Annotated in this window: 24 protein-coding genes; 7 read left to right on the forward strand and 17 right to left on the reverse strand. The window is 49.8% G+C overall.

Annotation, left to right across the window (positions count from 1 at the left end; translation table 11 throughout):
• On the reverse strand, positions 1-1,746 hold a 1,746-nt coding region (locus MO867_RS13105; protein WP_252468708.1), incomplete at its 3' end, for a DUF3604 domain-containing protein.
• A 281-nt stretch (positions 1,747-2,027) separates the two neighbouring features.
• Between MO867_RS13105 and MO867_RS13110 the strand changes: the two genes are divergently transcribed.
• Complete coding sequence (locus tag MO867_RS13110; protein ID WP_252468710.1) at positions 2,028-3,707, forward strand: NAD-dependent malic enzyme; 1,680 nt, start codon at positions 2,028-2,030, stop codon at positions 3,705-3,707.
• 65 nt (positions 3,708-3,772) lie between these two features.
• Here MO867_RS13110 and MO867_RS13115 read toward each other — a convergent pair whose 3' ends face one another.
• The 11 genes from MO867_RS13115 to MO867_RS23580 all read right to left on the reverse strand — a co-directional run bounded on the left by MO867_RS13115 (position 3,773) and on the right by MO867_RS23580 (position 13,711).
• Positions 3,773-5,077, reverse strand: coding sequence for a patatin-like phospholipase family protein (locus tag MO867_RS13115; RefSeq protein WP_252468712.1), 1,305 nt, complete (start codon positions 5,075-5,077; stop codon positions 3,773-3,775).
• Between the two features lie 159 nt (positions 5,078-5,236).
• Positions 5,237-5,377 (reverse strand): hypothetical protein, encoded by a 141-nt coding sequence (locus MO867_RS13120; RefSeq protein WP_252468714.1) that lies wholly within the window; start codon positions 5,375-5,377, stop codon positions 5,237-5,239.
• Between the two features lie 16 nt (positions 5,378-5,393).
• Complete coding sequence (locus MO867_RS13125) at positions 5,394-6,071, reverse strand: M48 family metallopeptidase (protein WP_252468725.1); 678 nt, start codon at positions 6,069-6,071, stop codon at positions 5,394-5,396.
• Positions 6,072-6,194: 123 nt separating this feature from the next.
• On the reverse strand, positions 6,195-6,524 hold the full coding sequence (locus MO867_RS13130) for a hypothetical protein (RefSeq protein WP_252468727.1): 330 nt from the start codon (positions 6,522-6,524) through the stop codon (positions 6,195-6,197).
• Complete coding sequence (locus tag MO867_RS13135; RefSeq protein ID WP_252468818.1) at positions 6,493-7,458, reverse strand: type I restriction endonuclease; 966 nt, start codon at positions 7,456-7,458, stop codon at positions 6,493-6,495. Before MO867_RS13135 ends, MO867_RS13130 begins: the two co-directional genes overlap by 32 nt.
• A gap of 388 nt (positions 7,459-7,846) precedes the next feature.
• Entirely contained in the window at positions 7,847-8,467 is a 621-nt protein-coding gene (locus MO867_RS13140) for an NHL repeat-containing protein (protein ID WP_252468729.1), read from the reverse strand.
• A 741-nt stretch (positions 8,468-9,208) separates the two neighbouring features.
• Positions 9,209-10,549, reverse strand: coding sequence for an McrC family protein (locus MO867_RS13145; protein WP_252468731.1), 1,341 nt, complete (start codon positions 10,547-10,549; stop codon positions 9,209-9,211).
• On the reverse strand, positions 10,546-12,177 hold the full coding sequence (locus MO867_RS13150; RefSeq protein ID WP_252468752.1) for a DUF8426 domain-containing protein: 1,632 nt from the start codon (positions 12,175-12,177) through the stop codon (positions 10,546-10,548). Before MO867_RS13150 ends, MO867_RS13145 begins: the two co-directional genes overlap by 4 nt.
• 222 nt (positions 12,178-12,399) lie before the next feature.
• Complete coding sequence (locus MO867_RS13155) at positions 12,400-12,819, reverse strand: hypothetical protein (protein WP_252468754.1); 420 nt, start codon at positions 12,817-12,819, stop codon at positions 12,400-12,402.
• A 65-nt stretch (positions 12,820-12,884) separates the two neighbouring features.
• The gene (locus MO867_RS13160) at positions 12,885-13,580 is read right to left on the reverse strand and encodes a UPF0149 family protein (RefSeq protein ID WP_252468756.1); all 696 of its coding nucleotides are present in this window, start codon (positions 13,578-13,580) and stop codon (positions 12,885-12,887) included.
• On the reverse strand, positions 13,577-13,711 hold the full coding sequence (locus tag MO867_RS23580) for a hypothetical protein (RefSeq protein WP_256474003.1): 135 nt from the start codon (positions 13,709-13,711) through the stop codon (positions 13,577-13,579). Before MO867_RS23580 ends, MO867_RS13160 begins: the two co-directional genes overlap by 4 nt.
• A 10-nt stretch (positions 13,712-13,721) precedes the next feature.
• Between MO867_RS23580 and MO867_RS13165 the strand changes: the two genes are divergently transcribed.
• A complete protein-coding gene (locus MO867_RS13165) occupies positions 13,722-13,949 on the forward strand; it encodes a hypothetical protein (protein WP_252468758.1) in 228 nt (75 codons plus the stop codon).
• Between the two features lie 118 nt (positions 13,950-14,067).
• On the opposite strand, the gene MO867_RS13170 is transcribed toward MO867_RS13165, so the two are convergent.
• Together MO867_RS13170 and MO867_RS13175 are read right to left on the reverse strand one after the other, a co-directional pair.
• Complete coding sequence (locus MO867_RS13170; protein ID WP_252468769.1) at positions 14,068-14,643, reverse strand: hypothetical protein; 576 nt, start codon at positions 14,641-14,643, stop codon at positions 14,068-14,070.
• A gap of 120 nt (positions 14,644-14,763) precedes the next feature.
• Positions 14,764-15,003, reverse strand: coding sequence for a hypothetical protein (locus tag MO867_RS13175; RefSeq protein WP_252468771.1), 240 nt, complete (start codon positions 15,001-15,003; stop codon positions 14,764-14,766).
• A 285-nt stretch (positions 15,004-15,288) separates the two neighbouring features.
• Here MO867_RS13175 and MO867_RS13180 point away from each other — a divergent pair, with 285 nt between their 5' ends.
• Entirely contained in the window at positions 15,289-15,642 is a 354-nt protein-coding gene (locus tag MO867_RS13180; RefSeq protein ID WP_252468782.1) for a hypothetical protein, read from the forward strand.
• A gap of 234 nt (positions 15,643-15,876) precedes the next feature.
• Here MO867_RS13180 and MO867_RS13185 read toward each other — a convergent pair whose 3' ends face one another.
• Both MO867_RS13185 and MO867_RS13190 read right to left on the reverse strand, forming a co-directional pair.
• Positions 15,877-16,623 carry a siderophore-interacting protein gene (locus MO867_RS13185; RefSeq protein ID WP_252468796.1) on the reverse strand — a complete coding sequence of 249 codons (747 nt, stop codon included), beginning with the start codon at positions 16,621-16,623 and terminating at the stop codon, positions 15,877-15,879.
• 5 nt (positions 16,624-16,628) lie between these two features.
• The gene (locus tag MO867_RS13190; RefSeq protein WP_252468797.1) at positions 16,629-17,078 is read right to left on the reverse strand and encodes a MarR family winged helix-turn-helix transcriptional regulator; all 450 of its coding nucleotides are present in this window, start codon (positions 17,076-17,078) and stop codon (positions 16,629-16,631) included.
• Positions 17,079-18,257: 1,179 nt separating this feature from the next.
• Here MO867_RS13190 and nirK point away from each other — a divergent pair.
• The 4 genes from nirK to MO867_RS13210 all read left to right on the forward strand — a co-directional run bounded on the left by nirK (position 18,258) and on the right by MO867_RS13210 (position 23,929).
• Positions 18,258-19,694 carry a copper-containing nitrite reductase gene (gene nirK / locus MO867_RS13195; protein ID WP_252468799.1) on the forward strand — a complete coding sequence of 479 codons (1,437 nt, stop codon included), beginning with the start codon at positions 18,258-18,260 and terminating at the stop codon, positions 19,692-19,694.
• A gap of 36 nt (positions 19,695-19,730) precedes the next feature.
• Positions 19,731-20,525 carry a formylglycine-generating enzyme family protein gene (locus MO867_RS13200; RefSeq protein WP_252468801.1) on the forward strand — a complete coding sequence of 265 codons (795 nt, stop codon included), beginning with the start codon at positions 19,731-19,733 and terminating at the stop codon, positions 20,523-20,525.
• A gap of 133 nt (positions 20,526-20,658) precedes the next feature.
• A complete protein-coding gene (locus MO867_RS13205; RefSeq protein WP_252468812.1) occupies positions 20,659-21,405 on the forward strand; it encodes an SCO family protein in 747 nt (248 codons plus the stop codon).
• A 229-nt stretch (positions 21,406-21,634) separates the two neighbouring features.
• The gene (locus MO867_RS13210; protein ID WP_373565891.1) at positions 21,635-23,929 is read left to right on the forward strand and encodes a nitric-oxide reductase large subunit; all 2,295 of its coding nucleotides are present in this window, start codon (positions 21,635-21,637) and stop codon (positions 23,927-23,929) included.
• Positions 23,930-24,129: 200 nt separating this feature from the next.
• Here the strand turns inward: MO867_RS13210 and MO867_RS13215 are convergent, their stop codons facing one another.
• On the reverse strand, positions 24,130-25,854 hold the full coding sequence (locus MO867_RS13215; protein WP_252468816.1) for a hypothetical protein: 1,725 nt from the start codon (positions 25,852-25,854) through the stop codon (positions 24,130-24,132).
• Positions 25,855-26,244: the final 390 nt, after the last annotated feature.

The following is a 26,244-nucleotide window of genomic DNA, read 5'->3' on the forward strand; positions in this document are numbered from 1 at the left end:
TCGACCAGAGCGCTGCTTGATCAGGCCTGTTGAACACCAGAATTGACAATAACTCAGCTTTCGATCGCCAGACCATTTCACGTTGAATATTTTTTCACGTGCCAGCCCGTTGTTATCCAGCCAGCCCTTGATTATTTGAATGCGATCCAGATTTGCGCCTTCAGGGTCTTTTAGTGCGGTGATCAGAAATGTGGGTGCTTGGCCCTTGTTGGCTGAAGGCAACCTACCACCCATAGGTATGCCTTTACTGTAGCCATTGGCAACCAGATCTCCGTGCATATCTTGGTCAGTATACTCATAGCCGCCGAAGAACCGTATTGACAGGCGTGGCCCCGTAGTGGCGAAGGTCTCCTTGCGATACATCGCATCCCAGATGGCTTCCCGGGTATTCTCCTTTGCCCAAACACCGGTAATTCCCGAAGCAGCTTGCTCCCAGCCGAAATATTCTCCGCCGACACCTTTTAGCAGGGGAAAGGCCCAGCGCTCTTTATTACTGGGTTCCAATGTCTTGAATTTTCCGAAGAAGTTGTCCTGATCGGGAGTAGAGAGACCGGTGTGGGTGTCTGTGGCAGCGTTGGCGCCCATAGCAAAAGGGTTGGTGCCTAGTTTTTTTTCAAGACGCAGGCCGGATTTAAGTGCCTCTCGCCAGTATTCATATTGCAGGGCACCTGGGGGCTTTGGCTTTAAGATCAAATTGCCGCGATCCCATAGTTCCCAGTTGGCAAATTCGTCCTCTGGTGATAAGGAAGGGTGCGATTCACTTTGCCCCTTTATCTGTACCAGCTCATAGAGGGGTTCAAAGCGTGCGCGCATTTGTGCCCATTCTGGGGTGAGAGGCGAACCATCGAACTGTTTTTCGATAAACATGCGGCCGTTGGACATATTGCCGTTGTGTGGAATGGCGAGTACTCGTCCGCCGGTTTTATCCTCGTAGGTTTTCATCCACTCCCAAAGCTTCACTGGGTTCTTTGTATCGAAGGTAGTGAGCGGAAGGAGGGATTTAGTACGGTCTGCACCATCTCGAAAGATAATGTTGCGATGAAGGTTGTCGCCACCGTCGGCATTGACAGTCCACTCAAAGGCGATAAAAGTGGAAAACTCACCGGGCCTGTAATACTGTTCGGCGGCTTCTACGGTTTTTTCCCAGGCGGATTTCATCCACTTGGGGTCCATCACCTGTTTTGGCAATTTGCCTTCTGACTGCAGCACAATGACTTCGCTTTTTGCTTCATTGGTCGCCTCTTCACTCCCTGAAATCAAAGCCTGGCGCCAGCGCTTCAGAGTGGCGTTGGACATCATTTCGGGGTTGCCATCGATTATCTCGCTGATAACCCCCATGCCGTCTGAGTGATCGGTGATCATAAACCAGTCATAGGGGCGACTTAGTTTGGCTTTGAGTCCGCTATTGGAGGTGACGGTTTTCCCCAGTGCAAATTGGTAAGCATCGTCGGGCGTAAGGATTGCGCCATCTAATCCTGCATCTACCGACCAGCCAGTATGGACATGTGTATCGCCAAAATAGACATTGCGAGCGATGCGTTTGTTGCTGGCATTTTGTGCAGTCAGCTCTGCCTCTATTTCTGGGGCCATTGCGGTGAGTACTTCACGTTTGTCTGTGTCCTTGGTGGTTGGAGACTCTGTCTCCGGTTTTGCATAATCGCCACCCTCTTGGTTTTTACTGCAGCCGTAAAGGCTCAGCAGAACAATAATGGAAAGAAAAATTAATCTTGCTATGTCTCTGTGCATGAAGGCGACTCCGTTTCCTGAAAGAGGTCGACTCTTTTCAGTTAGGGCAAGTTCGTTACAAATGAGTGTGAAATTACAGCTAGCATAGTTGAGCGATTCTGTTTAATCGTGAAGTGGGCCATCTCAGGGGTCTTGTCATCTATTCTCACAATAGATAGTCTTCCTGGCCCAATTGAATTGGCATATTTTTCCAACATTGAAAACTAAGTTGGCTAAATTAGTCATAAAGAAATATCGCTACGCAATAATCATCGTCCCAAGCGATAGGCAAAAGCAGGCTTATGAGTAATAACGAAAAGCGTTCACTTTACATTCCCCATGCAGGCCCATCTCTACTGGAAATGCCGCTACTCAACAAGGGCAGTGCGTTTAGCTTGAAAGAGCGGCTCGAATTTAATCTGGTAGGCTTACTACCGAATAATGTTGAGACCATTGAAGAGCAAGCCAGGCGGGCTTACCTACAATATCAGCAGTGCAAGACGGGTCTGGAAAAGCATATTTATTTGCGGGCCATCCAGGACGATAATGAAACCTTGTTCTTCTATCTGATTGAGCACCATATTGATGAGATGTTGCCAATCATCTACACCCCTACTGTGGGGGCTGCCTGTGAAGAGTTCTCCAGTATTTATCGAAACCATCGCGGTTTGTTTGTGTCCTACCCGGACCGTGAATATATCGACGACATACTGCGCAGTGCCACTAAAGAAAACGTCAAAGTAATTGTGGTGACTGATGGAGAGCGTATTCTCGGCCTGGGTGACCAGGGGATTGGCGGGATGGGGATTCCTATTGGAAAGTTGTCTCTGTATACCGCCTGTGGCGGAATCAGCCCGGCCTATACCCTGCCGGTTACTTTGGACGTAGGGACCAATAATCGCACGCTACTCGGCGATCCCATGTATATGGGCTGGCGCCATGAGCGGATTTCCCAGGAAGAATACGACGAATTCCTAGAGCAATTTATCGAAGCAGTAAAGCGCCGCTGGCCAAAAGTTCTGGTGCAGTTTGAAGACTTTGCACAAACAAATGCGATGCCGTTACTGCAGCGCTACCGCGATCAGCTGTGCTGTTTTAACGACGATATCCAGGGAACGGCCGCTGTAGCATTGGGGACTATTCTCGCCGCCTGCAAAACCTGGCAGGAATCTGTGACTGCGCAGAAGGTTTTAATTGTTGGTGCGGGTTCTGCGGGCTGTGGTATTGCTGAGCAGGTCGTAAGTGCAAAAGTTCAAGCCGGGCTGACCGATGCCGAGGCGCGGGAACGTATTTTCATGTTTGACCGCTATGGCCTTGTGACCTCTGATATGAAAGGCCTGCATGACTTCCAGGCGGCCTTGGCACAGGACCCGGAAAAGTACCCGGGAGTTGCCGAGTGGGATCTTGAAACGCTTGTGGGTGAAGTGGAACCGAGCATCCTGATAGGCGTTTCGGGGCAAGGTGGGCTGTTCAGTCAGTCGGTGATTGAATCTCTAGTCAGCGGGCACAAGCGCCCTCTGGTAATGCCTCTCTCTAACCCCACCTCCCGCGCTGAAGCGACGCCTGCGGAAATTTTCGCCTGGAGTGCTGGCGAAGCATTGGTGGCAACGGGCAGCCCGTTTGCTGCAGTGGAGATTGATGGGCGTCACCATCCGGTAGCTCAATGCAACAACGTTTACATTTTCCCGGGTATTGGTCTTGGGGTCATTGCCTCCGGTGCCTCCAAAGTGACTGACGGCATGTTGATGACCGCATCGAACGCCCTGGCGGAGCAGGCACCTGTGGTGAAAGAGGGGGCGGGGGCCTTGTTGCCGCATCTGAATGATATTCGCGAAGTGAGCCTTCATATTGCGCGGGCCGTTGCCGCCCAGGCTCAGCTGGATGGCGTCGCACCGAAAGTCAGTCGTGAACAACTGGAGCGTCTGCTAGAACGCAATTTCTGGCAGGCGAACTACCGATCCTATCGCCGCCGTTCCTTCTAAAGTGCTGCAGTTTGTTGCTTGACCCGGTGCAGCTTTTGCCCCGGGTCGATTTACCACAAGGAGGCTTAAGCCAACTTTTCACCGGTGTAAAAGGAATCTGGTTGGCGCAGCACCAAATAATCCTCCCAGTGAAAACCCTGGTTGAGAAACTCAATGGCTGCGTTGACCCCAGCCAAAAATAAGTGCTCGCAGTGATGATTCGGCATGGAGAAATCGAGCCAGTGAGGGTTCTCTCCCGTCGCTGTCGGGTCGATGGGGATTTCCTTTACCAGCGCGTGGTATTCCGCATTCAGGCTGGCACGCACATGGTTGTCGAGCATATTACGGCAAGTACTGATCAAACCCATGGCAAAGCGTCCCAGCTTATCTGATTTTGGTTGGTACAGGTCTACCTCTAATTTGATACCCAGAGTGGGTAATTTGGGCGTGCCGATAGGCCTGTGGAAAATATCGAAGGGGAAATTAGAAACCAGCCCGCCGTCTACAAACTCTATGTCTTTCGGAAAACCATCGCGGAAGAAGCGCTTGGGATCGCCGATACCTTTAATGCTGCGCCAATTCTCGGCGACAGTATTACACTCGCTGAGTTGTGGGATGCTCTCTACCCGGTAGGGTTTGAAAAAACCGGGCACCGACATGGACGCACGGACAAACTCGGCGGGGTTTACCGCGCTGGGGTTGTCGTAATAGAGCGGCGCCTTGGCCGGAAAAACTGCGCGGGTCTCGGTAGTGATATCTGCCGCCACCAGGGCAACCTCGCCATTGCCGATCTGGCTGTCCGGTGTGCCCCGATAGAGTAGGGGGGGGAACTGGTTAATCCGCTGATTGAGCTGTGCAGTGTTGGTAATGCCGAGCTGCTTGAGTTCAGTTTGCAACCACTCGGTGAAAGCATCTCCCGGATTAAGGCCCTTGTGTTTAAGCAGGTGTCTCAGCGTGCGAATCGAGTCAAAGGGGTGTAATGCCAGGCTGCCTAGCAACCCCTTGCCCTTGAGCAGACGTTGAACGGTTTTCCGTGCATAGACCTCGCCATCCTCAAAGCTGGCAAAATCTGCATTTGCGAGGATGCCCAATAGTTTTTCACTCTTGCTGGTACTGGGGGTGCCGGCGGCGGCCAGAAAGAGTGCATTGATGGCGCCGGCTGAAGTGCCGGCAATTTTGCGAAAACGAATCCCCGCCTTCTCCAGAATGTAGGTATAGCCCACCAGGGCGATACCCAGCATGCCGCCACCTTCCATCACAACATCGACGTACTGAAGCCCCTGGCTGTCCTGTACATCACTGAAGACCTTGCCTTCAATTGTGGACTTGGATGCCTGCCAGTGTGCATCTGCTTTTGCGATGGCGTTTTTAACCCATGGCGATTTTTGCATGTCGGCTTTCCGTACTGTGACAGCGAACTACAAGAGACCTCAGGGAGCCTCTGATTAATTCTGTGATGGCCTCTGGCCTTCAGGGCGGTTCACAATCAAGGTGAGGCTTCGCAGGAATGTCTAGACCCTTCAATAAGGCGCAACGCAAAGTGTGAATCGTTACGAAAGCCCCGTAGGGCGGGCCTTGTAGGCCACAGCCGTGCGTTGCAGCTCTTGTAAAGGACTTAAGGCTATTCGCGACGAGCCGCGCTTAACCTCTGCAGCCTGCAAGGCCCGCAGAGATATTACGGAATTAATCATAGGCTCCCCAGACAACTTATCGATTAATCGGTAAAAAAGGCAGAGTATCACCCAGAATTAAATTCGCCATAGCATCCAGCTTGTTTTTCGTGCCTTCCCACTTGGGCATCACCTGATTCATTAAACGGTAAAACCGCTCGCTGTGGTTGTGTTCAGCGATGTGGCAGAGTTCGTGCAAAATCACATAGTCGATGCACTGGCGCGGTGCTTTTACCAGATGGGGGTTGAGGGTAATACGCCCTTGCGGTGAGCAGCTGCCCCACTGGGTTTTCATGCTGAGAGTGCGTAGGGGGGGGCGCCCGGAGGCCCACAGTGTTTGCTCCAGCAGCGCATCCAGGCGGCGGTGAAAAACTGCTTTGGCGCGAGTCTTATACCATTCGGCCAAAAGCAGGCGCACAGTCTCGGGATCTTTTTTACGCACGGAAATTTCCAGCTTACCGCGCAATAATTTGACCTGCTGTTGGGTGTCTTCAGGTTCAATGACTTTTAGCAGGTATTGCCTGCCCAGATAGTAGTGGCTTTCGCCGCTGATATATTGCCGTGGGGTTATATATTCCAGCGCTTTACAGAAATCCCGCAGCTGCTGGTAAATCAAGCGGCCGCGCCTTTTAACCGCTTTTAATACGGCATCGTTATCGATAGGTTCGGGCGCGCTGACCACCACACGGCAGTCGGGGTGTACCTTAATCAGCACTCGCCCATTGGCCTGGGAGCGGGGCTGGCATTCAAAAGTGATGCGTTCATCCTCATAGGCAAGCTCAATTGCCGGACGTTTGGACTCTTGTGGTTATCGATAATGGGCACATTCATGCCGAGGTTAGTCTCCGCTCATGCCAACGCGGGTGATCTGAATGATCATCTCCACCATTTTCTTGGCCTGCACCATACCACTGCCGATGGATTTACACTCCATAAATAATTTGGGCATCAGGGTTTTGCGAATCTCCGCCTCGATATTTTGCGGGCTGATTGAATTTTCAATTACCGCCCTGTCTACGTCGGTGTCCACCACGAAAGCCAGTTTGATCCATTTATCCTGTTCCTGGCTATCGCCAACCGCGAAAACCTCCGGCAGGTTTTTCTTGAATACACCAAAATAGGCCTGGGCATGGCGATTATCGGCGCACCTGCTGGTAGCGGGCGACAATCTTGCCGGCCTTTTTATCGAACAGGGTAAAGTAACGGATCATCTCCAGCAGCCGCTGGGGCGACAGCAAGCTGATCAACAGCCGATCCTGGCCCCCCAGGGCCAGCTCGCCGCCGGCGATCAGGGTCTGGTACCAGTCCAAATCTGCCGGGGCGCGCTGTTTGAAGAGTGTTTGGGCTTGTTCGCTGGAAAGCGGTCGGTTTTTGATCGCCAGCATTGCCCCATCGGCGATATCTTCCTCGCGCCAGGCCGCCCAGAATTTTGCCGGCGTGTTACAGGTGCCGTAGCGGCCATCGGCGCCGTTGTCTGACAGCAGCAGTTGGCTGTAGGCGAACAGTTGCGGGATTTCATCGTGGCGCTGGTTGCGCAGACTCTGGGAGATGCCCTCGTCGATAGAGGGGCCTTTCTTGCCATCTGGGCGCTTGGCCTCGATCACTATCAGGGGGATACCGTTGACGAAACACACTATATCCGGGCGGCGGCTCTCCACGCCGCTGGCGCGGGTTACGCTGAATTCCTCGGTAAAGGCAAAGTAATTGTTTTCGGTGGTGTGCCAATCGATCAGGGCAATCGTGGGGGTGGCTTTTTCACCATCGACAAACTCGGTCACTGAAATGCCGTAGAGCAGGTGGTTGTACAGCGCTTCATTGGCCGCTGCTAACCCTTTATTCAGCGCTGGGCTGCACACTATGCCGATCAGGTGGTCGATGGACTTCTGCGAGAGTGGCCGCTCTTTACCAGCAAAATGGAAGGTCCGTTTGCCCAGCTCCCGGCGCACTATCTCCGTGAGTACCACCTGATCCTGGCGCCCGCTACGGGCCTCGCAGGCCTCGGCGGGAGGCAAAAACGACCAGCCCAGATTGCATAACAGGGCCAGGGCGGGGATTTTTGCGGCATATTTTTCTTGGAATTTCGGTACTGCTGTGTAATCCATTTCCACAGTAATGCCTATCTCCAAAGGGAAATCCGTTTTTATTGGGATAAAAGTGTCGCCGTTTCCTGGCTGTGGAGCAAGTGGGAAAGCGCTATGGCCAGCTCGCTGCTTGCGAGACTATGCCGCAAGTGGCGTTGGTTCGAGATTTGTGAGGTTGGAAACTGGTTGGAAGCTGGGGGCTCGCCGTTGCTTCTACTATCTGGTGGCTTTGGGGTTGGATAGACCCTGATACGGGTATCTGTACTGAGTAGCAGAGTGCTTATCTCACTGCGGGATTATTGGCCTTATGAGTACTGCACCCCGCCCAAGAAGTGAGACACTCCTTGGGCGGGGCTGCCAACTAGCGCGTGAATAGTGAATATTATCCACAAGCTACAGTTGTTACCTATTAAATTGAGACACCCATATTGCCTTTATTACCGACACAAAATCCAAATATTTCATGGAAATAGAGGCTTTTACATTCAAAGTTGGATGCGATATGAAAAGTATCATTCGGAAATTTGGGGTCGTAGAGTCCCAGTTTCCCACTAGTATCCACGCAATAGATATCACCTCTTGGATCACCCGGCCTAAAGGCAATCCAATCCAGTTTCCAGCCGCCGAGATCACCCTGATCATCCCACTTGTTGTCAATGGGGTTCCATTTGCCTACATTACTGTCAGCGCCAACACACCACATCTCTCCAGAGTTGTCGAAGGCAATCATTTTTAGGGGCCAGGGCTTTTCAATGTGCGGTTCCTCCCAAGCTCCAGTGGTGGTATTCCACTTGGCAAGATTACCTTTAGTCCCAACACCCCACATTGCATTTGACTTGTCAAAGGCAATCATCTTGGAATCCCAGGATTGGTTGTACTCTTTTTTGTCAACGAGGCCAAAAGTTCTTGAATTCCACTTTCCGATATTATTCGAAGTTCCCACACACCACAGGTTATCTTCTCTATCAAAAGTGACCATATTTAAGTACCACGTTGAGAGGAATCCTCTGTCTTTAAATTGCATTTCCATGGTTAATCTCCTTTGGGTTTTTGGATCAGGGTTTTCTGATGCTTCGGGGTACCAAAATTTGAAGACGTAAAGTGAATTTATTGGATCATTAATAAATAAGCCAGCTGGAGTCTTGGCTTCATTTTTGCTAAAGAATTCCAGACAAAAAGTATGCGCAGCCTTTTGAAAGGAAAAGTATTTTATATGCGTATAGCACTTTCCAGCAAAGACTTATACTGTGCTGGCTTATTTATTTTCCAATCGCCGGGTACGGTCTATCCAGTGGCGGCTATTGCTGCAAAAAGTGAGATTGAGGCTATGTGACTGGTACTATTTCTGCCCACTAAATAGCAGGGCTAAATAACAGAGCTGGCCACTCGGCTTGATAAAAACCTCCTAATCAGTTGTTTCAAGCGATCTTAAAGCAAAGGTCTGTCATTTAATATGCTCCTCCGTTAAAAGGGCGGGAATTCCTACAGCTGGTTGGCGCCATCTTGGAAGTGGTCAGTCAGCTCAAAGTAAATTTGAGAAATTAAATAATTTCGCGCTAGTTGGATTGGTATTTATAGGTTATCGCCGTGGCGCGTTTATTATTGAATTCTGTCTTGCGGGATAGACTGCCAATAAATTTACTTGTTGAGGCGGTAGTCTCGGAACAGTCAGGGCAGAATAGACCCGCTTCAACTGCGGGTGTTGATTGATTGCACTTAGGGGGAAGCTGTTTTTTCGACAGGGGTGGGCGGTACAATCAGGAAATCGTTTTTATTGGGGTAAAAGTGTTTCCATTTTCGGGCTGCGGAGCAAACCGGGAAAATAGGCTTGCCAGTCTCCGGCTACCAATTGTTGGCTGTGCAGATTAAATGGTAGCGCCCAAAGGTGCAGGTTGTCGGAAAAACTAAAGCGCGGCAGGGGTTGGCAAAAATCCCCGTGGGCGGGAAAGATCAGCGCCATATGGCCCCGACCATCCATGTAATAGTTGCCATAGGCAAAGAGCTGGTAGAGATCGGCTTGGCTCAGTTTGTATTTCTCGCTGCTGCTGGCGCGGCTACTTAATAATTTCCACTTGGTGTCCATGACGGCCACTTGTGGCCGACCTTTTCCCGTAGTGTCACTTTCCAGCAATAAATCTGGGCGAAGTTGAAACCAGCGGCTATCGGTTTCTGTGCCCTCAGGCCTGTGTTTTAACAGGTATTGATTGCTTGCATGGGTGCGCAGGCGACTGCTGGGAGGCAATGTCTGTCGCAGGCTATGTGCCACATAATTTTCAAATAACCGCTCCATGGGGAAGAGCAGGGCGATACCACGATGCTCACCCTGGGTAAAGCTGGCGTTGAGGTTTTGCAAAATTAAACGGCACCAGGGTTTGACCGGCTCATAGCTTTGCATCAGCCGGCCTGAGCGCCATTTAGGCAGTTCGTCCAATGGCGCCCGGCTCGTCGGCACCGCCGCCATCTGGTGATTGAAGCTATTGGCCAAACGCCAGTTATCGGCAGTGGTGCAGAGCTTCAGGGTAATTTCCAGAGCGCTTTTGAGCAGGCGGTTCTCGCGGATTGCGGGGTTAAATATGTCGTGCTCAATATGGAACCAGGTGGCCCTGTCCGGTGTTTGTTGTGCCTGCCGGGCCAGGTTGAGGCGGCCGCGAATAAAGCGGCTCTCCTCTGCTCGCCGCTGGTAGTCACTGCGCAGCCCGCGCTTTAGCAGCCGGCTTAGGGCCTGTAAAAACTGTGAAAAAATCCACTCGTGCAGGGACAGCGGTTGTCGCTGTAAATCGGCCGGACCGGCACAGCGGGGGCTAATCCCCAGGCTGATGGCGAGCATTTTCTGTAATAACTGCCGGCTCTGCTGCGCTTCGTTGGCAGAGGGTAGTTGCCGGTGGGTTTTCGGCAGTATCTCGATGGCTTCCCCGGTGGGGCTTTGCAGAAACCCCACATAGCTGCCCAGTTTGACACTGTGGGCGCCGCTATCCCGAATAAAACGATTGCCCTGGCTCTGCCCCAGCTCCCGCAGCCACGCCAGGGTTTGTGCCGAAACCTGCGCACTATCCAGGCTGGCGGAGAGGGCCGGATCGCTGTGCAGAGTGGCGTACTCGCGAACCTGGATCATGCCGGTACTGCGCTCTCTGTTTCTTCTAATGCTGGCGACTGCGGTGATGTAGTGGTGGTGGCCGCAGGGGGCAGTATGCCGCGATAGGCATCCGGCTGGACAAAGGCTGCGGTGTTGAGGGAAAAGCGCCGCTCATTAATTTGGCTGGCGATATCCGCAGGGAATAATTCGTTTAAGGGCTGTTGGCCACCCTCAGTGATAAAGCGGTGGTGCGGATGTTTCGCCGGGTCATTCAGTACCCAGCCGATGCGCTGCCAGTCATCGAAAAAGTATTCCTGTAATAGCGGCAGTATCTGCTGCTGGAAAATAGAGGCCAGCTTGCTCTCACGTTCTTCTAAAGGGAGACTGCACAGGGGCAAAAAGTAGCTATGGCCGATCAGGTGATCCCGATCCAACAGTGCCTCAATACGTTGGTTTAGGGTTGTGAGCAGCTCACCGATATCGATACCGTAAACCTGGGTGCCCGCCAATAATTCGGGATTGGGGGGCATTTCTACAAAGCTAAAGCGGCGGCGCAGGGCCAGATCCAGCTGTGCCAGGGATTTATCGGCGGTGTTCATAGTGCCGATCACATACACATTGGGCGGTACCGCGAAGGGCTTTTTGGAGTAGGGCAGTATCACTTCGCGGGCATCCTCGCCGCCCTTGCGCTTGGCGGGTTCCAGCAGGGTGATCAGTTCACCGAAAATCCGTGAAATATTGCCTCGATTGATTTCGTCGATAATCAGGACCAGCGGCTTTTGCTGAGGCTCGCTAATATCCTGCGGTGCCAACAGCTCTGCGAGTTTGTCCATATCAATGGTGGATGGGCGCAGCTCGTAGAGTGTCATTTGTGAGAGCGCTTTTTTAAACAGTTGCTCGTGTGGCAGGCTGGGTTCGTACTGCCGGTGCCATTTTACCGGTCGGGCCTGTTGGTAACCGGTGCGCTCATCGGTTTCCAGGCGTTGGTAGTCACCGGTGATTTCCCCAATTGCGCGGAACTTGCGGTTGCCATCGGAAATAACCACCAAGTCCCCAACTTGAAGGGTATTGCGGAAGTTATGCACCGCCGTGATTGGGTAGTCAGACTGCTGAATCTCTAGGCTATTGGCCGCCTCAAACTGTTTGCGCACGGAATCGCGGCTAGTACAGCGAGAAAAATCGATACTCTCGCCATAGCCCAATAAGACATAATTATTTTCCAGGCATTCCTGATAGATATCATCGTTGTCTGCCAGGGTGTTGCCCAGGGACATTTTCCAAAAACGGCGGCCATTAAGGTCAATCTGCTCGCCACTCTGGCGGGTAACTTTGGCATCGGCGGACTCGCACAATTCCTTAAATACACCGTCCTGAACCGGGTAATTTAATTGTCCATTGTCACTGCTCTCCGCGCGGATACCCTCAATAAAATCTTCGTAGGCAAAGCTCTGGTGAAAGGTGGTAAAAACTATGCGCTTTTCTGCCTGTAGAGCGTCGTAGCGTTCCCTCACAGCGCGATTATCGGGCTCACCTTGATCGGCGTACCACTGAGGGTCGGCGATCTGTACGGCCAGACGAGTAGTGTTGTAGGTTTTACCGGTGCCGGGAGGGCCAAACAGGATTTGATTGAGAGGCTGGGAAGGTAAGTTCGTGGGGGGCTCGTCCATCAGTTCACTCTCATGCGATTCGTTCTCTGCGTAGAGCCGCCAGATCAGAATATTGGTTTGCACATCATCAAAAGTAACCGGTTTGTAGCGGTTGATGATTGCTTTGAGGGCTCTATTGCTTGCCAGCCAATCTTCTTTGCCATCAGGCAGATTAATTTCCCATTGACGATTGATTTCTTTTACAAGCCATTTAAAAATATTGGGTGATACGACAGTGGTGCACTAGCTGGGGTGAGCGGCCGCAAAGACCCGGTTAATTACGGAGTGCAGCACGCCAACAACCAGACCTCGGGCTTTAAAAGCAATAAAGCTATCGACAACCTGGCGGTGTGTTGCTTCTGAGCCGTCAGAAAAAATTTGCCAGGTTAGACGGTGAAACTCTTGTTGTAATTGTTCGAGCGCTTTCCGGGAGAGGGCGCCTGTCTTTATGGTGGCGACGCCGTTGCTGCGGGTCCACCATAAGTCCTCCAGTAGCTTATCGGAAATAGTACCGGTTTCTCGAGCGGCCTGAATACGGGAGAGCAGGTCTTTATAATCTGCTGCCCATTGAGCTCTCGATTCGAGAAAGGTTTTTCCGGCAGGGCCGAAAAGCGTTGCCGCGGCGCTAGAGAGTTTGGGGGCGCTGGTGGTTTCCGTATCCATCTATATCATCCCTGTAGCTGGTTATTTTCTTGGTTTGGACTGCCCCAGATTTCTAGCTGGGGCGCTTAATGCAAACAACAACGTTTAAACTTTTTACCGCTGCCACAGGGGCAGGGGTCGTTGCGGCCGGTTTTGGGGTCGGCTCGGTGGGGGCTGGGGTTGGTCGATAGTTCCGGGGCCCGTTGTTGCAGCCAGTGGTGGTGCAGGGCGCGGGTGGCGGGTTCTATTTGGGTGACGATTTGCTGGTGCACCGCATCGCTGAGGGAGTGGATGTGATCGAAGTGTTCCTCGCGGCCGTGTAGGGCGATGGCTTGTAGTTGGGTGTCGAGCTCCGCGGGCAGGCTGGGCCACTGGCTCAGGTCGACGCCGCGCATATAGCCGAAGCTCCACTCCTCGGCAACGGTAAAGGGCGCTTCGCCCTCTCGCTCGGCAATACGAAACAGGGCGCGAAATTCTGCAGGGGTTTCCATCAGCATCATGGCATTGCTGTTCATCAGCTGGAACAGCAGCGCGGTAAAGCGCTGCATCTCCTCTTCGCTCTGCCACTCAGGTTCATTGCCGGGGCCGCCCCAGATTTCGGAGAACCAGCGGCTGGGGGGAACCATCTCTGGGCCGGACACCAGGGCGGTCAGAAAGCCGTCCAGCTCGCTGATATCCAGTATTGAGTCGTCGTTGCCGTATTGGTGCAGTACTTCGTCTACAAACTCCAGATCGGCTTCACTGATGGGTGTATCGAGATCGAGGGTTTGGCTAAATGTCATTGAGTTTCCTCTACCTGGACTCGGCGCTTGCCGGTGAGCAGCTGCTGCATCAGGGCTTTTTTCTCCTGCTTTAGGCAGTCGAGTTTTTGTTGCAGGGTTTCGATTTCCCGATCGGCGCTATTGCTGCTCATGGGGTGCTTCTTGTCCTTTGTGTACGGCTGGGGCGCTGGGGCCCAATTGAATTTGGTTTGCGTTGGCATGGTCGCTTGGGTGTTGTCGCTGGTAATGTTTCTCGGCGGTGCTACTTGCCTGGGTGGCGGCCTGGCGCGGCTGCGGGTTAGTGGCACTGCACCGGGGACTATTGCGCTCGATATTCTGTGGTTCGATCGAGGTGGCAGCCAGTTCCGCTGGCGTGGGTGCTGGCCCTAAGAGGGTCGGCCCAGTCTGGATTGCGCTAAATAGAGGGAATGGTGATTCAGCTGCCGGGTGGCGTCAAGGGTTGTGGGGCTGCTTGTTGCTGTGAGGGGGATTACGGGTTGTTTATTGTTCAGCCCTGGAAGGGGTTGCTATGGGGGTGTCTGGTGCGCAGGGGATTTAGGTCTCTAAGGGGGGCTTGGCTGTCTCCATGGTAGAACAGGGTTTCACATTGGCCATTGGTGTCATTCGTGAATTGAACAATCTCGGTGGCGACAAATAGGTAAGCAAACATACCGAAGTGGCCGTATCGCCCGGGCCCGTGGAGTTCGCCTTTTACGATAAGAAAATGGCTGCTCCAATCTTTGACCTTGATATCGGGTTGCGAGCTAAACCAAATAGATTTGGGCTCGATCGCTCTGCGGGTGTGTAATTTTAGAAACTGGGTGTCACAAGGCTCAAAGGTATGCATTTCTGGCGCAATGATTAGGTTGCCCCTAAAGTGCCCTACAAGTTTGCTGTCGACCTGGTCAGTACATTTTTCCATCAGGGAGAGGGGGCTTGGGCTTGGGCTGGGCTCATAAACTAAGTCACAAATTGTCTTTGTTTCAATGGCCAGTTGGGGTAGTCCATAACGCTTGATCTGCTCTCCGGCGCAGCTGGTTAGCAGGGGCGCTGATATTAAAAGTGCGCAATAAAAATGGTTCACCCTGAATCAGTATTTCCATTGATTGGTGGAATGGGTATAGAGCAGCCAGCGTATCACTTTTTTAATACAGGTATGGATGTATTGTTATCCGGATTGGTTGTAAATTTGTACGACTTACTCTCATTTCTTCGCTATGGGCATCCAGCCCAAGTAGGTGCTGGCATTTTCATAATGATCCATGCCGACTTCCCAGGTGGTATTGGTGTCGCCATTAATCGATCTTGTGGATTTCCAGATTACTCGCACATAACCCCGGTGGGTTGCATCCTCTTTGTGGGGTAAGCGCTCGTGGCAATTGATCCATTGTGGGAGTTCCGAAGTGGGTGATTTTTCTCCAGATGAGGGGGTGTGAGTGATCAACAGATTACTCCTTTTGAAAACAGGGTTTTTATTGAAATTTTCTCAACCAGCTTTCTAGCTCAGTAAGTTTTGCTCTTGCATACTGCTTAATAACCTTGGGTGAGTATAGTTCCTACTTGTTATGTCTGCCGCCTGAGAAGTGTCGTGCCTGCGGAAACTAAAAGATAGTTTGTGAGGTGAAAAGCTGCGCCATACTAAAGTCGTAAATAGTTATCGGCCGTCGGAACTCGGTGGTGTGTACAGAAACTAGGACATTGGAGAATACTTTGTGATGAGGTCGGGGCCATGTTGAGACTGGCGGCTATGATCACAGGTAGTTGTGTGTTGTTATGGATATTGGTTGCCTCGGCGACGAGTCGTGCGCCAGACGGTAACTTATCCAACAACCCTTTTGTATACTGTGCGGCGGCAGTGAATGATGACAACCCGGTCAAGACTTTTGCTGGTCCGGCTATGCCGCCATATATTATTGAGGGTATTCGAAAGGCTGCTAGCCTCGATGCAGAAGCACCCGAAGGCTGGGTTGTGGAGGGACCTATTGGCGCTGTATGGATGGGAGTGTTTACGCCTGTTTTGTCGGGGCTAATCTCCCCTGTGGTGAGAAAACTGACACTGGTCGGGAGCCGACGAGTACCATAATTTCATACTGTAACGGCAGCAAGAATTCAAAAGCAATTCCTGCTGTGGTGGTTGGCCGTGCCTCTCTGTATGAGTGGCGTTGCAGGCAGGGTGCCCCGGAAATTATCAGGCAGATTTCTGAGCCCGATGCCCGGGGTTTTCTTTCCAATTATTGGTATCGATTAGAAAAGTCTGAGCCCATTGAATAGCGGAGGCTGGCAATAGAGTGGCTTTCTATTGCCATTTGCCCATGGATTATCCCTGCCCTTCCATTTGCTCATTATCCAGGCGCTTGGCAAGCTTGTGGCCTTCGTCTGACTGCCCCAGTTTCCAGTAGCTGGAGATATAAATATGGGTTTTCGGTATGGACTTGTCCTGCTTAAAGAACTTGCGCAGGGTGCGCATACTCTCGAATTCACAGGCAGCCCATACAGAGGGTTGGCCTTCCAGCCATGGCAGTATCTGTAGTTTCTCCAGGAGCTGTTCACCGGAGGGAACTGGGTTGACGATCCAGTGAATTTGCAGGCTCTCTGGGTGTTCCAACTCTTGGGCATCGGCTTTACTGGCGACTTCAATTAGCGCATATCCCTTGGCATTTTTTGGTAGCTGGGCAAGGTTTACACTGATTGCGGGCAGTGCAGTCATGTCCCCGAGCAGTAAAAACCAGTCTGCCTCGGGATTGGTCATTTTTTTGGGGCCGGGGCCGCGCGTTTGGATTGTATCGCCAGCGTGTGTATTGAGCGCCCAGTTTAAAGCAGGGCCTTCATGTTCGTGCAGAGCGAAGTCAATATCAATCTCAGTCTCACGCTGATGTCTGATGGTGTAGCTTCGTAACGTCGGGCGCTCGCTCTTATCTGGTGGAAACAGGAATTTAATATAGGCACTTTCCTGATCCGGGGCGAGAGTTTTTAAGTCATCGCCGCCCAGGGTAATACGCAGCATATTTTCTGTAATTGGCGTCTTGCGAATTACGACCAATTCTCTGGTCACTTTCTCGGCCATGGGGGTTAATTCCTCTCATCTGGGGTGGCGTGCTCAGTCATATTGGCGACCATAATGCTGGCAATGCGGGCGAAGTTTTCGAGTTCTTCATTGCTCAAGTTACGGGCCATTTGCCTGGCCACTTCGGCTTCCTGCCCGCTTACTTTTTCCAGTGTGCTTATTCCATTTGCAGTCAGTGTTAGAAACTGGCTGCGTCGGTCATCGGGATTGTCGGTCTTTTCAATCAGCCCGGTATGCACCAGTTCATTTAGAATCCGAGTAACCTGGGCTTTATCCAGGATCATCTGTTGGGCAATTAAGCGAGCGGTACTGAGTGGCAAATTGTAAACGCCTTTGAGTACCCGAATATGGCTGACCGGCAGGCCAATTTGGTGATCCTGTATACCCGCCCGCAAGCGCCGTTTGTAGGCGCGGATAAGCTGCTGAAGGGATTCGTTGATCGCGGAATCTTTCATGGTGCCACGTTAACTGGTTGACAGTGTCAACCTTATTTAAGTTGATTGACCTTGTCAATCAATTCCACATGATTTGAACGTTGAGTTGGTCTGTTTGATGCTGGCTCTAATCAAAAATAAGGGGATAGCACTATATTGTTCGGTTAACCCCTCGGCAGGGTGGGGTGGCGCTGCGGGTAATCGAGTGTGGCAGTTAATCCGAAAGGGAGATTCTCTGGGCGGGCTTTTTACCGCAAAGGGGAATTTTTATTAATTGGCTGTTAAGTGGGGGTGGGCTTCTTTGTGAGCGATAGTCAGTTAATCCTAAGTTTTCAATTTGCTCGGGAGGCGAGGGTGTTGATTATTTGTGTCTATTCCACCTTATTTATATTATCCCGGTTTTGGGTTGCCTCTTAGTGTGTGGTTGTAAAAAATAAGATTTATTGATGTTTCTTGCGCCTGCCTAAGCGGATTGTAATTGGTGCGTGTATTGTATTTATCTAAGATGAATGTGTTCGGTTTTCAGGTTTTTGATTCGCATCGGAAATATGGGTTGTTAAATACAATGTAAATTGTAAATTGCTGGCATTTCACTTGATTTAAATCAAGGGTTGTATGTGGGCGTGTGCCAGAGTGATGTCAGGCGGAGGTGGCAAAAAATGAATGTAGATCTTGAAGGCTTGCTCCCATCGACACCGTTGGCTTCATATTATCTATAGGTTTTCTTAGCGGTCTTGTTCTTGGGATTTAAATATAGAGGTGTATTCAATGTCTATGGTTTCCGCATTGTATTCGTGATTTTGTTCGTGGTGGAAGCTTACTACTATTTTAAATTGTTGTAATCTGTAATATTTTTCAAGCTTTCTAAATCGCCTAATCTGAACTCCTTTTTAAGTTATGTGATATTTACGATATCACATGGCGTATGAATGCGGATGACAGTTTACAGGGCTGTAGGTGTTGGATTCCATGGTCAGGATGAATATATCTGTCGCTAGAGTGCATGGTGCCTGGAAGAAAATTAACCCGTTTTATGTCTTTAGAAAGACCAGTACCGTCAATGCACTCAGGGGATAGTTTCTGATTCTATTTCTGATTATTAAGTTGGGATAAGTAAGGAGGCCATTTTCTATCGTCAAGGGCTAATTGCCCTAACAAGAAATCAAACATGCTACTAGCAATAGGTTGGGAGAACATAGAATGATTACCACCAATAGATTCAAGAAGGTAAATGCAAAGGTTGCTGCTCTTGTTGTGGCGGGCATGACCTGGGTGATGGGAGTACCGACCTTTGCGGCAACAGATCTCGAGCTTCCGGTAGAGCATGCGACGCTCACTGTGGCACCTATTGTACCCCCTCCCATTGTTCGCGATCATCCAGCTAAAGTCATTGTCACTCTTGAAACGATAGAGAAGGTTGGCCGTTTGAGTGACGGCGTTGAATATACTTTTTGGACATTTGGTGGACAAGTACCTGGCAACTTTATCCGAATCAGGGAGGGTGATCATGTCGAGTTTAATCTGAATAACCATCCTTCGAGTAAAATGCCCCATAACATAGATTTACATGCAGTCACGGGTCCGGGGGGGGGCGCGACTTCATCCTTTACAGCTCCAGGCCATTCTTCGCGTTTCTCTTTTAAGGCGCTTAATCCAGGTTTATATGTCTATCATTGCGCGACAGCACCGGTCGGAATGCATATTGCCAACGGTATGTATGGGTTAATTCTTGTTGAGCCCGAAGAGGGTCTGCCTCCGGTAGATAAAGAGTATTACATAATGCAGAGCGAATTCTATACAAAAGGCAGTTATGGAGAGGAGGGGTTGCAACCTTTTGATATGGCAAAAGCACTTTCCGAAATACCGGATTACGTCGTGTTTAATGGCGCTGTGGGAGCGATAGCTGGCGACAATGCCATGCGAGCTGATGTTGGTGAATCGGTTCGTATTTTTGTTGGGAATGGTGGGCCTAATCTGGTTTCTTCATTTCATGTGATCGGTGAAATCTTTGATAAGGTTTATGTTGAGGGTGGCGATATGGTGAATCACCATGTTCAATCAACACTTATTCCGGCAGGAGGTTCTGCGGTTGTAGAGTTCCTGGTGGATGTTCCGGGTACCTTTATACTGGTCGACCATTCCATTTTCCGTGCATTCAATAAAGGTGCTCTGGGAATGCTGAAAATTGATGGTGATGAGGATCTCGCTGTTTATTCAGGTAAGCAAGAGGATAGCGTCTACCTTCCAGAGGGGGGAGGCATCCAGAGTATTGCCGAGAGAGGTAGTGTCTCTGTAAAGGCTAAAAGTAAAGAAGAGCGCATATTATTTGGTGAGCGTACTTACGCACAAAATTGTATGGCTTGTCACCAGTCAAGTGGTCAGGGTATTCCCGGCGCTTTTCCGCCACTGGCAGGATCTGACTATTTGCTTTCAAGTCCCAATCGCTCAATTGATGTGCTGCTTCATGGGCTCTCTGGAGAAATAGTAGTTGGCGGCCAAAGTTACAATGGTGTCATGCCAGCAGTGCAGCTATCTGATGAGAGTATCGCTAATGTTCTGACTTATGTATTGAACAGTTGGGGCAATAACGGGGGGGTAATATTGCCGGAACAGGTTATTGAGAGACGTACACACTAGGGCATTGCAAGGGGGGGTAAAATGGTGGTTAGGCACATGGTGAATATTAGTCTGTTAGGCTGTTCCTTATTGATGTGCCTGCCGCTGGTAGCACAAACTGGTCAGGCACTGCTGTCTCCCAGCAGTAAAGAGGGCGGTGAAGTAGTCTATATTTCTGGTGGACGTTACAGGCCTCTTTTTGGCAATGTGAGTGACTCACGGATAGTTGGGTCATTTATGCTTGACCGCTACGCGGTGACAAACGCCCAATACTATTTATTTACCCAACAAAAACCCCAGTGGAGCAAGAGCAATATCAAGCCCGTGTTTAGTGATGTAAATTATTTGCGTCATCTGAATTCTTTGGATATGAATGAGCTGGCTGAGATGCCTGTGACGAATATTTCCTGGTTTTCTGCACGGGCCTACTGTAAATCCCAGAATAAGCGTCTGCCGTCACTGGATGAGTGGGAATATGTTGCGCGCGCAAGTGCCAATAAAGTTAATGGTCAGAATGATCCCAAGTACCGTCAGCAAATTCTTGAATGGTACTCTCGGCCTGCAAATGAATTGCTACCCAAGGTTAAGGAGACTCCTGCCAATTACTGGGGAGTACATGGAATGCATGGCATTGTCTGGGAGCTGGTCAATGATTTCAATACTGCGTTAGTTACGGGGGAGTCCCGTGGGGATACGCAGCTGGAGCAGTCATTGTTTTGTGGTGCCGGTGCCGTTTCTTCTTCTGATCCCAGTGATTATGCGGCGTTTATGCGTTATGCGCTTCGCAGCAGTTATCAGGCCACATATACAATGCGCTCCCTGGGTTTTCGTTGTGCGAGAGATATTGATTGAATCTGAAATCTCATAGTTGCTACTGGAATGAAAATGAGAGGAGTCAAATTCAGTCTCTACAGATTACGATATTTACGCTATTGGATCTAATTAATAGTGTAAAGAACAATTCGCATTAATTCTGGAGGTTGTAATGAATCAGCTAACTCTTACTAAGGGTGGGTCAATATCTCGTATTTCTTGTTGGAATAGTTGGCCTTTAAGAGCGCAGGCCCGCCAACATAGAGGGATAGGTAAAAATGCACTATGGAATAAGATAATTGTAATTCTCTTTTTAGTGCTGCTTTTTCCAATACCTTCAGCATGGTCTAATTCGAACCTTCCTGATGATTCGGTGTATCACGTTGCATCAAGTTGGTTGGATCAAAATGGAAGAAAAATCAATATTTCCGATTTGCAGGGGAGGGTGCAGGTAGTGTCTTTTGTTTACACTTATTGTGAGCATAGCTGCCCGATCATCCTTGCCAATTTGAGGCGTATTGAGCAACAAGTATCTGCTATTGAGCAATCTGATATTCAATTCTTATTGATTTCCCTCGATCCAGAGCGTGACAACCCGGAGTTGTTAAAACGCTATATTCAGGATAAGGGCTTAAATGAGTGTCGCTGGACGATGTTGAATGGAAATCCTGATGATGTACTCGAACTTTCCGCGCTTCTGGGTGTGCGTTATAAGCCAATGAGTAATGATAAAAAAGATATTGCACATTCTAATATGATCACGGTGTTAAGCAAGCAAGGGAAAATTAGTTACCAGATGAAAGGAGTAAATGAAGGCGTTGAAGATGTTGTCTCGGCAATTTCCAAAGTGGTTTTAGCAGACTCTGGAGAGGACGCTAAACGGCCTACGGCCAACTGCCCACCGGAGACAGTGAATTAATGCTACAGAATGGTTTTGGGGTGATTAGCTGTGTTTTCGGCTGCTCATAAATATTGGTGGTTCAGGGAGGAATATTGCCAGGTTGGGGTGTCGTCAGCGGAGGTTGGTTGTGAATCAGAGATTGGATCTCAATTAACCTCTTTAAATTAAATCTTGTGAATGCTGGTGCAAGTCATATTTTGATAGCACATACTCACAACGATTGATAATCCCTAAGTGGGGAAAAGTTATGAATAAACACAAGCTAACTGTTATTGCACTGTTTATCGTGCTAGCCGCCTCGTTTACTGTGTTATTGAGTTTGGGGAGTGATATCTATAGGGAGAAACCACCGGTTCCTGCGGCTTACGTCGATTCAGGGGGGCAAGTAGTATTTAATCGCGATGATATAGAGCAGGGGCAATTAGTCTGGCGCTCAATGGGCGGGCATCAATTGGGGTCTGTATGGGGGCACGGCTCCTATGTTGCCCCTGACTGGACTGCAGACTGGCTGCATAAAGAGGCCCAAGCCTGGCTGGAAATTACTGCGCAGCGGCGTTATGGAGACAATTTCGCTAACCTTGATCCTGAAATTCAGGCCGGACTGGAATTGAGTCTTCGTCAGGATATGCGTCGAAATACGACGCGTGTGTCCGCTGACGGAGGGACCTCTGTGGCGCTATCACCAACACGCATTCAGGCAATCGAAAAAGTGAGCCAGCACTATATCTCGCTTTTTGGTAGTGATTCCGAACTGGCAGTTTTGCGCGAGCAGTATGCTATGAAGGAAGATACGATACCTTCACTTGTGCACCGTGAAAAGTTAACTGCTTTTTTCTTCTGGGGTGCATGGGCGGCCATTACCAAGAGGCCTGGCGAGGAATATACCTACACGAATAACTGGCCCTTTGATCCGCAGCTGGGTAATACACCGACATCGAGTAATATCGTTTGGTCAATTCTCAGTATTATCACCTTGTTGGCCGGAATAGGTGCATTGGTATGGCATCACGCCAGTAGCAGGCATGAAACTTTGCCGAAACCTAATGAAAAAGACCCATTATTTTTTACGAAACCCACTAGGTCGCAGAAATCGGTTGCTAAGTACTTTGTTACTGCAATTGCATTGTTTTTACTGCAGATCTTCCTGGGTGGGATTACCGCACACTATGCCGTGGAAGGGCAGAATTTTTATGGTATTCCCCTATCTGAAATTTTGCCTTACTCAGTTGTCCGCACCTGGCATACTCAGTTGGGCGTATTTTGGATTGCTACCACTTGGTTGGCTACTGGCTTGTATATTGCACCGGCCCTTTCGGGGCATGAGTCTAAATATCAGTACTTGGGCGTTAATCTTCTTTGGTTAGCTCTGGTAGTGGTTGTTGTTGGATCTATGGCCGGAGAGTGGTTGGGCATACAGCAGTACTTTGATCTGGATATGAATTTCCTTGTTGGTCATCAGGGTTATGAGTACATTGATCTTGGCCGGGTATGGCAATTATTACTATTGTCGGGGCTGATAATCTGGTTACTATTGGTAACAGCGGCAATTAAACCTGCATTCGCCACGCAAACTGAAATAAGGCCTGTAATGTGGGTACTTTATGGCTCTTGTGTAGCGATAGGGCTCTTTTATGGTGCGGGGCTATTTGCCGGAAAACATACCAATCTTGCGGTTGCAGAATACTGGCGCTGGTGGGTTATTCACTTGTGGGTTGAAAGTTTCTTCGAAACCTTTGCAACCTCGGTAATCGCACTTATGCTTGTGAGACTTGGGCTTATTCGTGCGAGTAGTGCCAATGGTGCTGTATTGTCTGCCACTGTTATTTTTCTCAGCGGTGGCTTAATTGGAACCTTGCATCATATTTACTTTACCGGTGTACCAACCTCAGTTATTGCTTGGGGTGCAATTTTCTCAGCACTGGAAGTGGTTCCTCTTGCTTTGATCGGATTTGAGGCTATTCAAAGTTATCGCATGCATAATGCTGCTCCCTGGATGGCGCGTTACAAATGGGCCATTCTCTTCTTTGTTGCTACAGCCTTTTGGAATTTGGTTGGAGCGGGTATTCTAGGATTCTTAATCAATCCACCCATATCGCTCTACTTTGTTCAGGGTTTGAATACTACCGCGACTCATAGTCATGGAGCTTTAATGGGGGTTTATGGAATGTTGGGTATCGGGTTGATGCTATTCTGTTTGCGAGGCCTGAGCACCAATTTGATTTGGAATGATGGTTATATCAAAGGCGCATTCTGGATGCTTAACTTGGGTCTCGCTGCGATGTTATTTATGTCGCTGCTGCCTATTGGTTTAATTCAGTTCTTTGCAGTGCTAGAGAACGGTTATTGGTATGGTCGCTCCCCTGAGGTGATACACAGCCCATTAGTAGAGGGCCTGGTATGGATGCGTGTTCCAGGTGATATTGTTTTTGCTATAGGTGGCTTTCTTCTGGGTATGTTCCTTATCGATTTATTGAAGAAATCCTTCCTCGATAAATTTAAAGCTCCCGGCGTGGAAGATTTAGCAGATAAAGTATCCTCTTAGGAAGGTAATATTTTTAGGCCAATATAGGAGTTATTCCCACAGAAGTGGGAATAATTTTCTGGGATATGTAGCCTTCAGCTCCGATGGTTGGGTGGCAGGTAATGCTGCCTGTCACAGGCTGTTGCTGCGAGAGGTTAAGTATTAAGCCTTTTGAGAGCCATGGGGAGGGGTCGCCTTCCCATCGTGTCAGGCACTACCGGTTACCAAGTTAAGCTGATATTAGTCCCGTCAAACTTTACATCTGAGTCGTACACATACTTCAACGTACCTTTCCAGAATGAGCCGTGCCATTCCCAGTCGGCATCGTAACTGACCTCATTGAGCACTTTCTGTTTAAAGGCGTCAAAACTGCCATAGCGATCTTCGCTTCCCATAATGACCACCCAGGTCTGCTCATTCCAATCGCAGGTAACGGTGTTGGAGTCGCCATTGCCACAGGGGTAGCGCACCGCGACGTAACCGTCGTCTTCCTTACCGAACTTCCAGTTCCCACTGCGAGAACCCTGCTCAAATCCATCGGGCCACTGCAATGCGACATTGGAACCGCCGGAGTGGAACAGTTCGATTGCCGGGTAGGGGTTGTACTGGATTACCGCAACATTATTAACCTGTTTGATCTTGGGAAGATGATCGTTTTGCATGGTGCTATCACCATCGCCGACCTTTGCCCAGACAGATTGAGTTCCAGTGGTGGCTATCCAGGCGGTTTGCTGGTAACCCTGGCGGCCGGGCCAGTAGTCCTGAACGGAATGCATCATCACACCGCCATCTTTGTACATGGCGAAGTTGGCCGAGGAGAGTACCGAGCTGCGGCTGAATACGGCTCCGGCTTTGGCAGCTGCCGGGGCGGCGGCTTCAGATAGCCCCAGGAATTGGTCGAATGCTTTCAGACCTTCGTATCCATCCAGCTGATATTTGCTGGCAAACCAGGCGGTATCGGCGGCGACATCGGGATGGAAGTAGGCACCCTGGCTCCAGTAGAAGGGGACCCGCTCTTCCTGGGGAAGGTCTGCATAGAGGCTATTTTTGGCATCGCCGAGGGAGTGGCCAACGGAGTAGTTCATATTGAGATCTCTACCGAAATACTCGAATACTTCATCGGTAATTTCCAGTCCGGACGTGGCGAGCATAACGCCAGCAGGGCTGGGGGTACGTACAGACTCTTTCCCGAGGCCGGTGAGGAGATAGATAATCCGGTTGATATTTCCACCAGACCCGTTTCTGCGGTAGCCATCGTTACTGCGCCCGGCAGCGGCAAAATTGATGCCTTCATCGTTCGTGACTAATAAAATATCCTGCAACAGTCGCTGAGCAGCGACACTGGCGAGTTCGCGAATCTCTTCATCTTCGGCAAAATCGACCAGATTCAGCAGTGCAGATAAGGTGTAGGGGTAATAGACGGGAGAGTAAAATTCGTAGAAACCATATTGATTCTTCACTTCCAGATACCGCTTCAGTCGTATATAGGTTCTGTCATCGACAAAAGCGCCGTATTTTTCTTGCAGGAGATACTGGGCGGAGGTGTACATGATCATATGATTTTCTGATGCAAACACATGATCGCCGGTGCCGCCTTCTACAAACCAAAAATGGTAGCCATTGAGTGCGGCGAACAGCTCATCTTTGATCTCCGGGCGGAAGAATAGAATCCGAATTAAGCGGGTGAGCGTAAAGTCAGAATTCTTCTTTCCGCCGTTGCGTAGTACGTCGAGGTTTTTATTTAGAGCATCCCAGTTGAGTTCATCGCCGGTGTAAGCTTGCAATACCACGGCGGTATCACTACTAGAAGAAATCCCTTCTTCAATATATTTCAATTGCCTGTCGGTATAGGCGCCCTCATCAAAATGTTGCGAGCTGACGCTTGCGGATTGAAGTGCTAGTCCGAATAAAATTGGGTACAACACTCCTGTGAAAGGTCCTTTCATAAGTCAATGTTCCTGTATGGATCTTAATTTTTATGCTTAATAAATACATATGTACCACCTGTGTATTTCATGAGCTTATGACGTCAAAAGCGAGGTATTTTCTTTCGCCGTAGAGGACGAAATCGATCAGGCTGTGTCTTTTGTTCTCACTTTGGGAAAGTTTTCGGCGGTTGTTCTGTCGTGCATAGAGGTTCTATTTGTATGTTTTGGTGAGGGCGTTTAGCTGGGATTTACTTGGTACGCAGGCGTATTCAAGATATTTTTGTTTTATTGCTGGATACTCGGTGAGGGGTCGTTTGCAGTTCGCTTGAGGGTTTCATGTTTATTACATCTCCCAATACTTCGGACAGTTTTAAGAGGTGAAATGGGTAGGAACCATGGACATGTACT

Source organism: Microbulbifer okhotskensis (assembly GCF_023895975.1).
In the GTDB taxonomy this organism is placed as follows: Bacteria; Pseudomonadota; Gammaproteobacteria; order Pseudomonadales; family Cellvibrionaceae; genus Microbulbifer; species Microbulbifer okhotskensis.

What these genes read in the sequence shown, in the direction of transcription:
- MO867_RS13110 (WP_252468710.1), top strand. Translation starts at nt 2,028, where the DNA reads ATGAGTAATAACGAAAAGCGTTCACTTTACATTCCCCATGCAGGCCCA.
- MO867_RS13115 (WP_252468712.1), bottom strand. Translation starts at nt 5,077, where the DNA reads ATGCAAAAATCGCCATGGGTTAAAAACGCCATCGCAAAAGCAGATGCA.
- MO867_RS13120 (WP_252468714.1), bottom strand. Translation starts at nt 5,377, where the DNA reads ATGATTAATTCCGTAATATCTCTGCGGGCCTTGCAGGCTGCAGAGGTT.
- MO867_RS13135 (WP_252468818.1), bottom strand. Translation starts at nt 7,458, where the DNA reads ATGGATTACACAGCAGTACCGAAATTCCAAGAAAAATATGCCGCAAAA.
- MO867_RS13140 (WP_252468729.1), bottom strand. Translation starts at nt 8,467, where the DNA reads ATGGAAATGCAATTTAAAGACAGAGGATTCCTCTCAACGTGGTACTTA.
- MO867_RS13145 (WP_252468731.1), bottom strand. Translation starts at nt 10,549, where the DNA reads ATGATCCAGGTTCGCGAGTACGCCACTCTGCACAGCGATCCGGCCCTC.
- MO867_RS13150 (WP_252468752.1), bottom strand. Translation starts at nt 12,177, where the DNA reads ATGGACGAGCCCCCCACGAACTTACCTTCCCAGCCTCTCAATCAAATC.
- MO867_RS13155 (WP_252468754.1), bottom strand. Translation starts at nt 12,819, where the DNA reads ATGGATACGGAAACCACCAGCGCCCCCAAACTCTCTAGCGCCGCGGCA.
- MO867_RS13160 (WP_252468756.1), bottom strand. Translation starts at nt 13,580, where the DNA reads ATGACATTTAGCCAAACCCTCGATCTCGATACACCCATCAGTGAAGCC.
- MO867_RS23580 (WP_256474003.1), bottom strand. Translation starts at nt 13,711, where the DNA reads ATGAGCAGCAATAGCGCCGATCGGGAAATCGAAACCCTGCAACAAAAA.
- MO867_RS13180 (WP_252468782.1), top strand. Translation starts at nt 15,289, where the DNA reads ATGTTGAGACTGGCGGCTATGATCACAGGTAGTTGTGTGTTGTTATGG.
- MO867_RS13185 (WP_252468796.1), bottom strand. Translation starts at nt 16,623, where the DNA reads ATGGCCGAGAAAGTGACCAGAGAATTGGTCGTAATTCGCAAGACGCCA.
- MO867_RS13190 (WP_252468797.1), bottom strand. Translation starts at nt 17,078, where the DNA reads ATGAAAGATTCCGCGATCAACGAATCCCTTCAGCAGCTTATCCGCGCC.
- nirK (WP_252468799.1), top strand. Translation starts at nt 18,258, where the DNA reads ATGATTACCACCAATAGATTCAAGAAGGTAAATGCAAAGGTTGCTGCT.
- MO867_RS13200 (WP_252468801.1), top strand. Translation starts at nt 19,731, where the DNA reads ATGGTGAATATTAGTCTGTTAGGCTGTTCCTTATTGATGTGCCTGCCG.
- MO867_RS13205 (WP_252468812.1), top strand. Translation starts at nt 20,659, where the DNA reads ATGAATCAGCTAACTCTTACTAAGGGTGGGTCAATATCTCGTATTTCT.
- MO867_RS13210 (WP_373565891.1), top strand. Translation starts at nt 21,635, where the DNA reads ATGAATAAACACAAGCTAACTGTTATTGCACTGTTTATCGTGCTAGCC.
- MO867_RS13215 (WP_252468816.1), bottom strand. Translation starts at nt 25,854, where the DNA reads ATGAAAGGACCTTTCACAGGAGTGTTGTACCCAATTTTATTCGGACTA.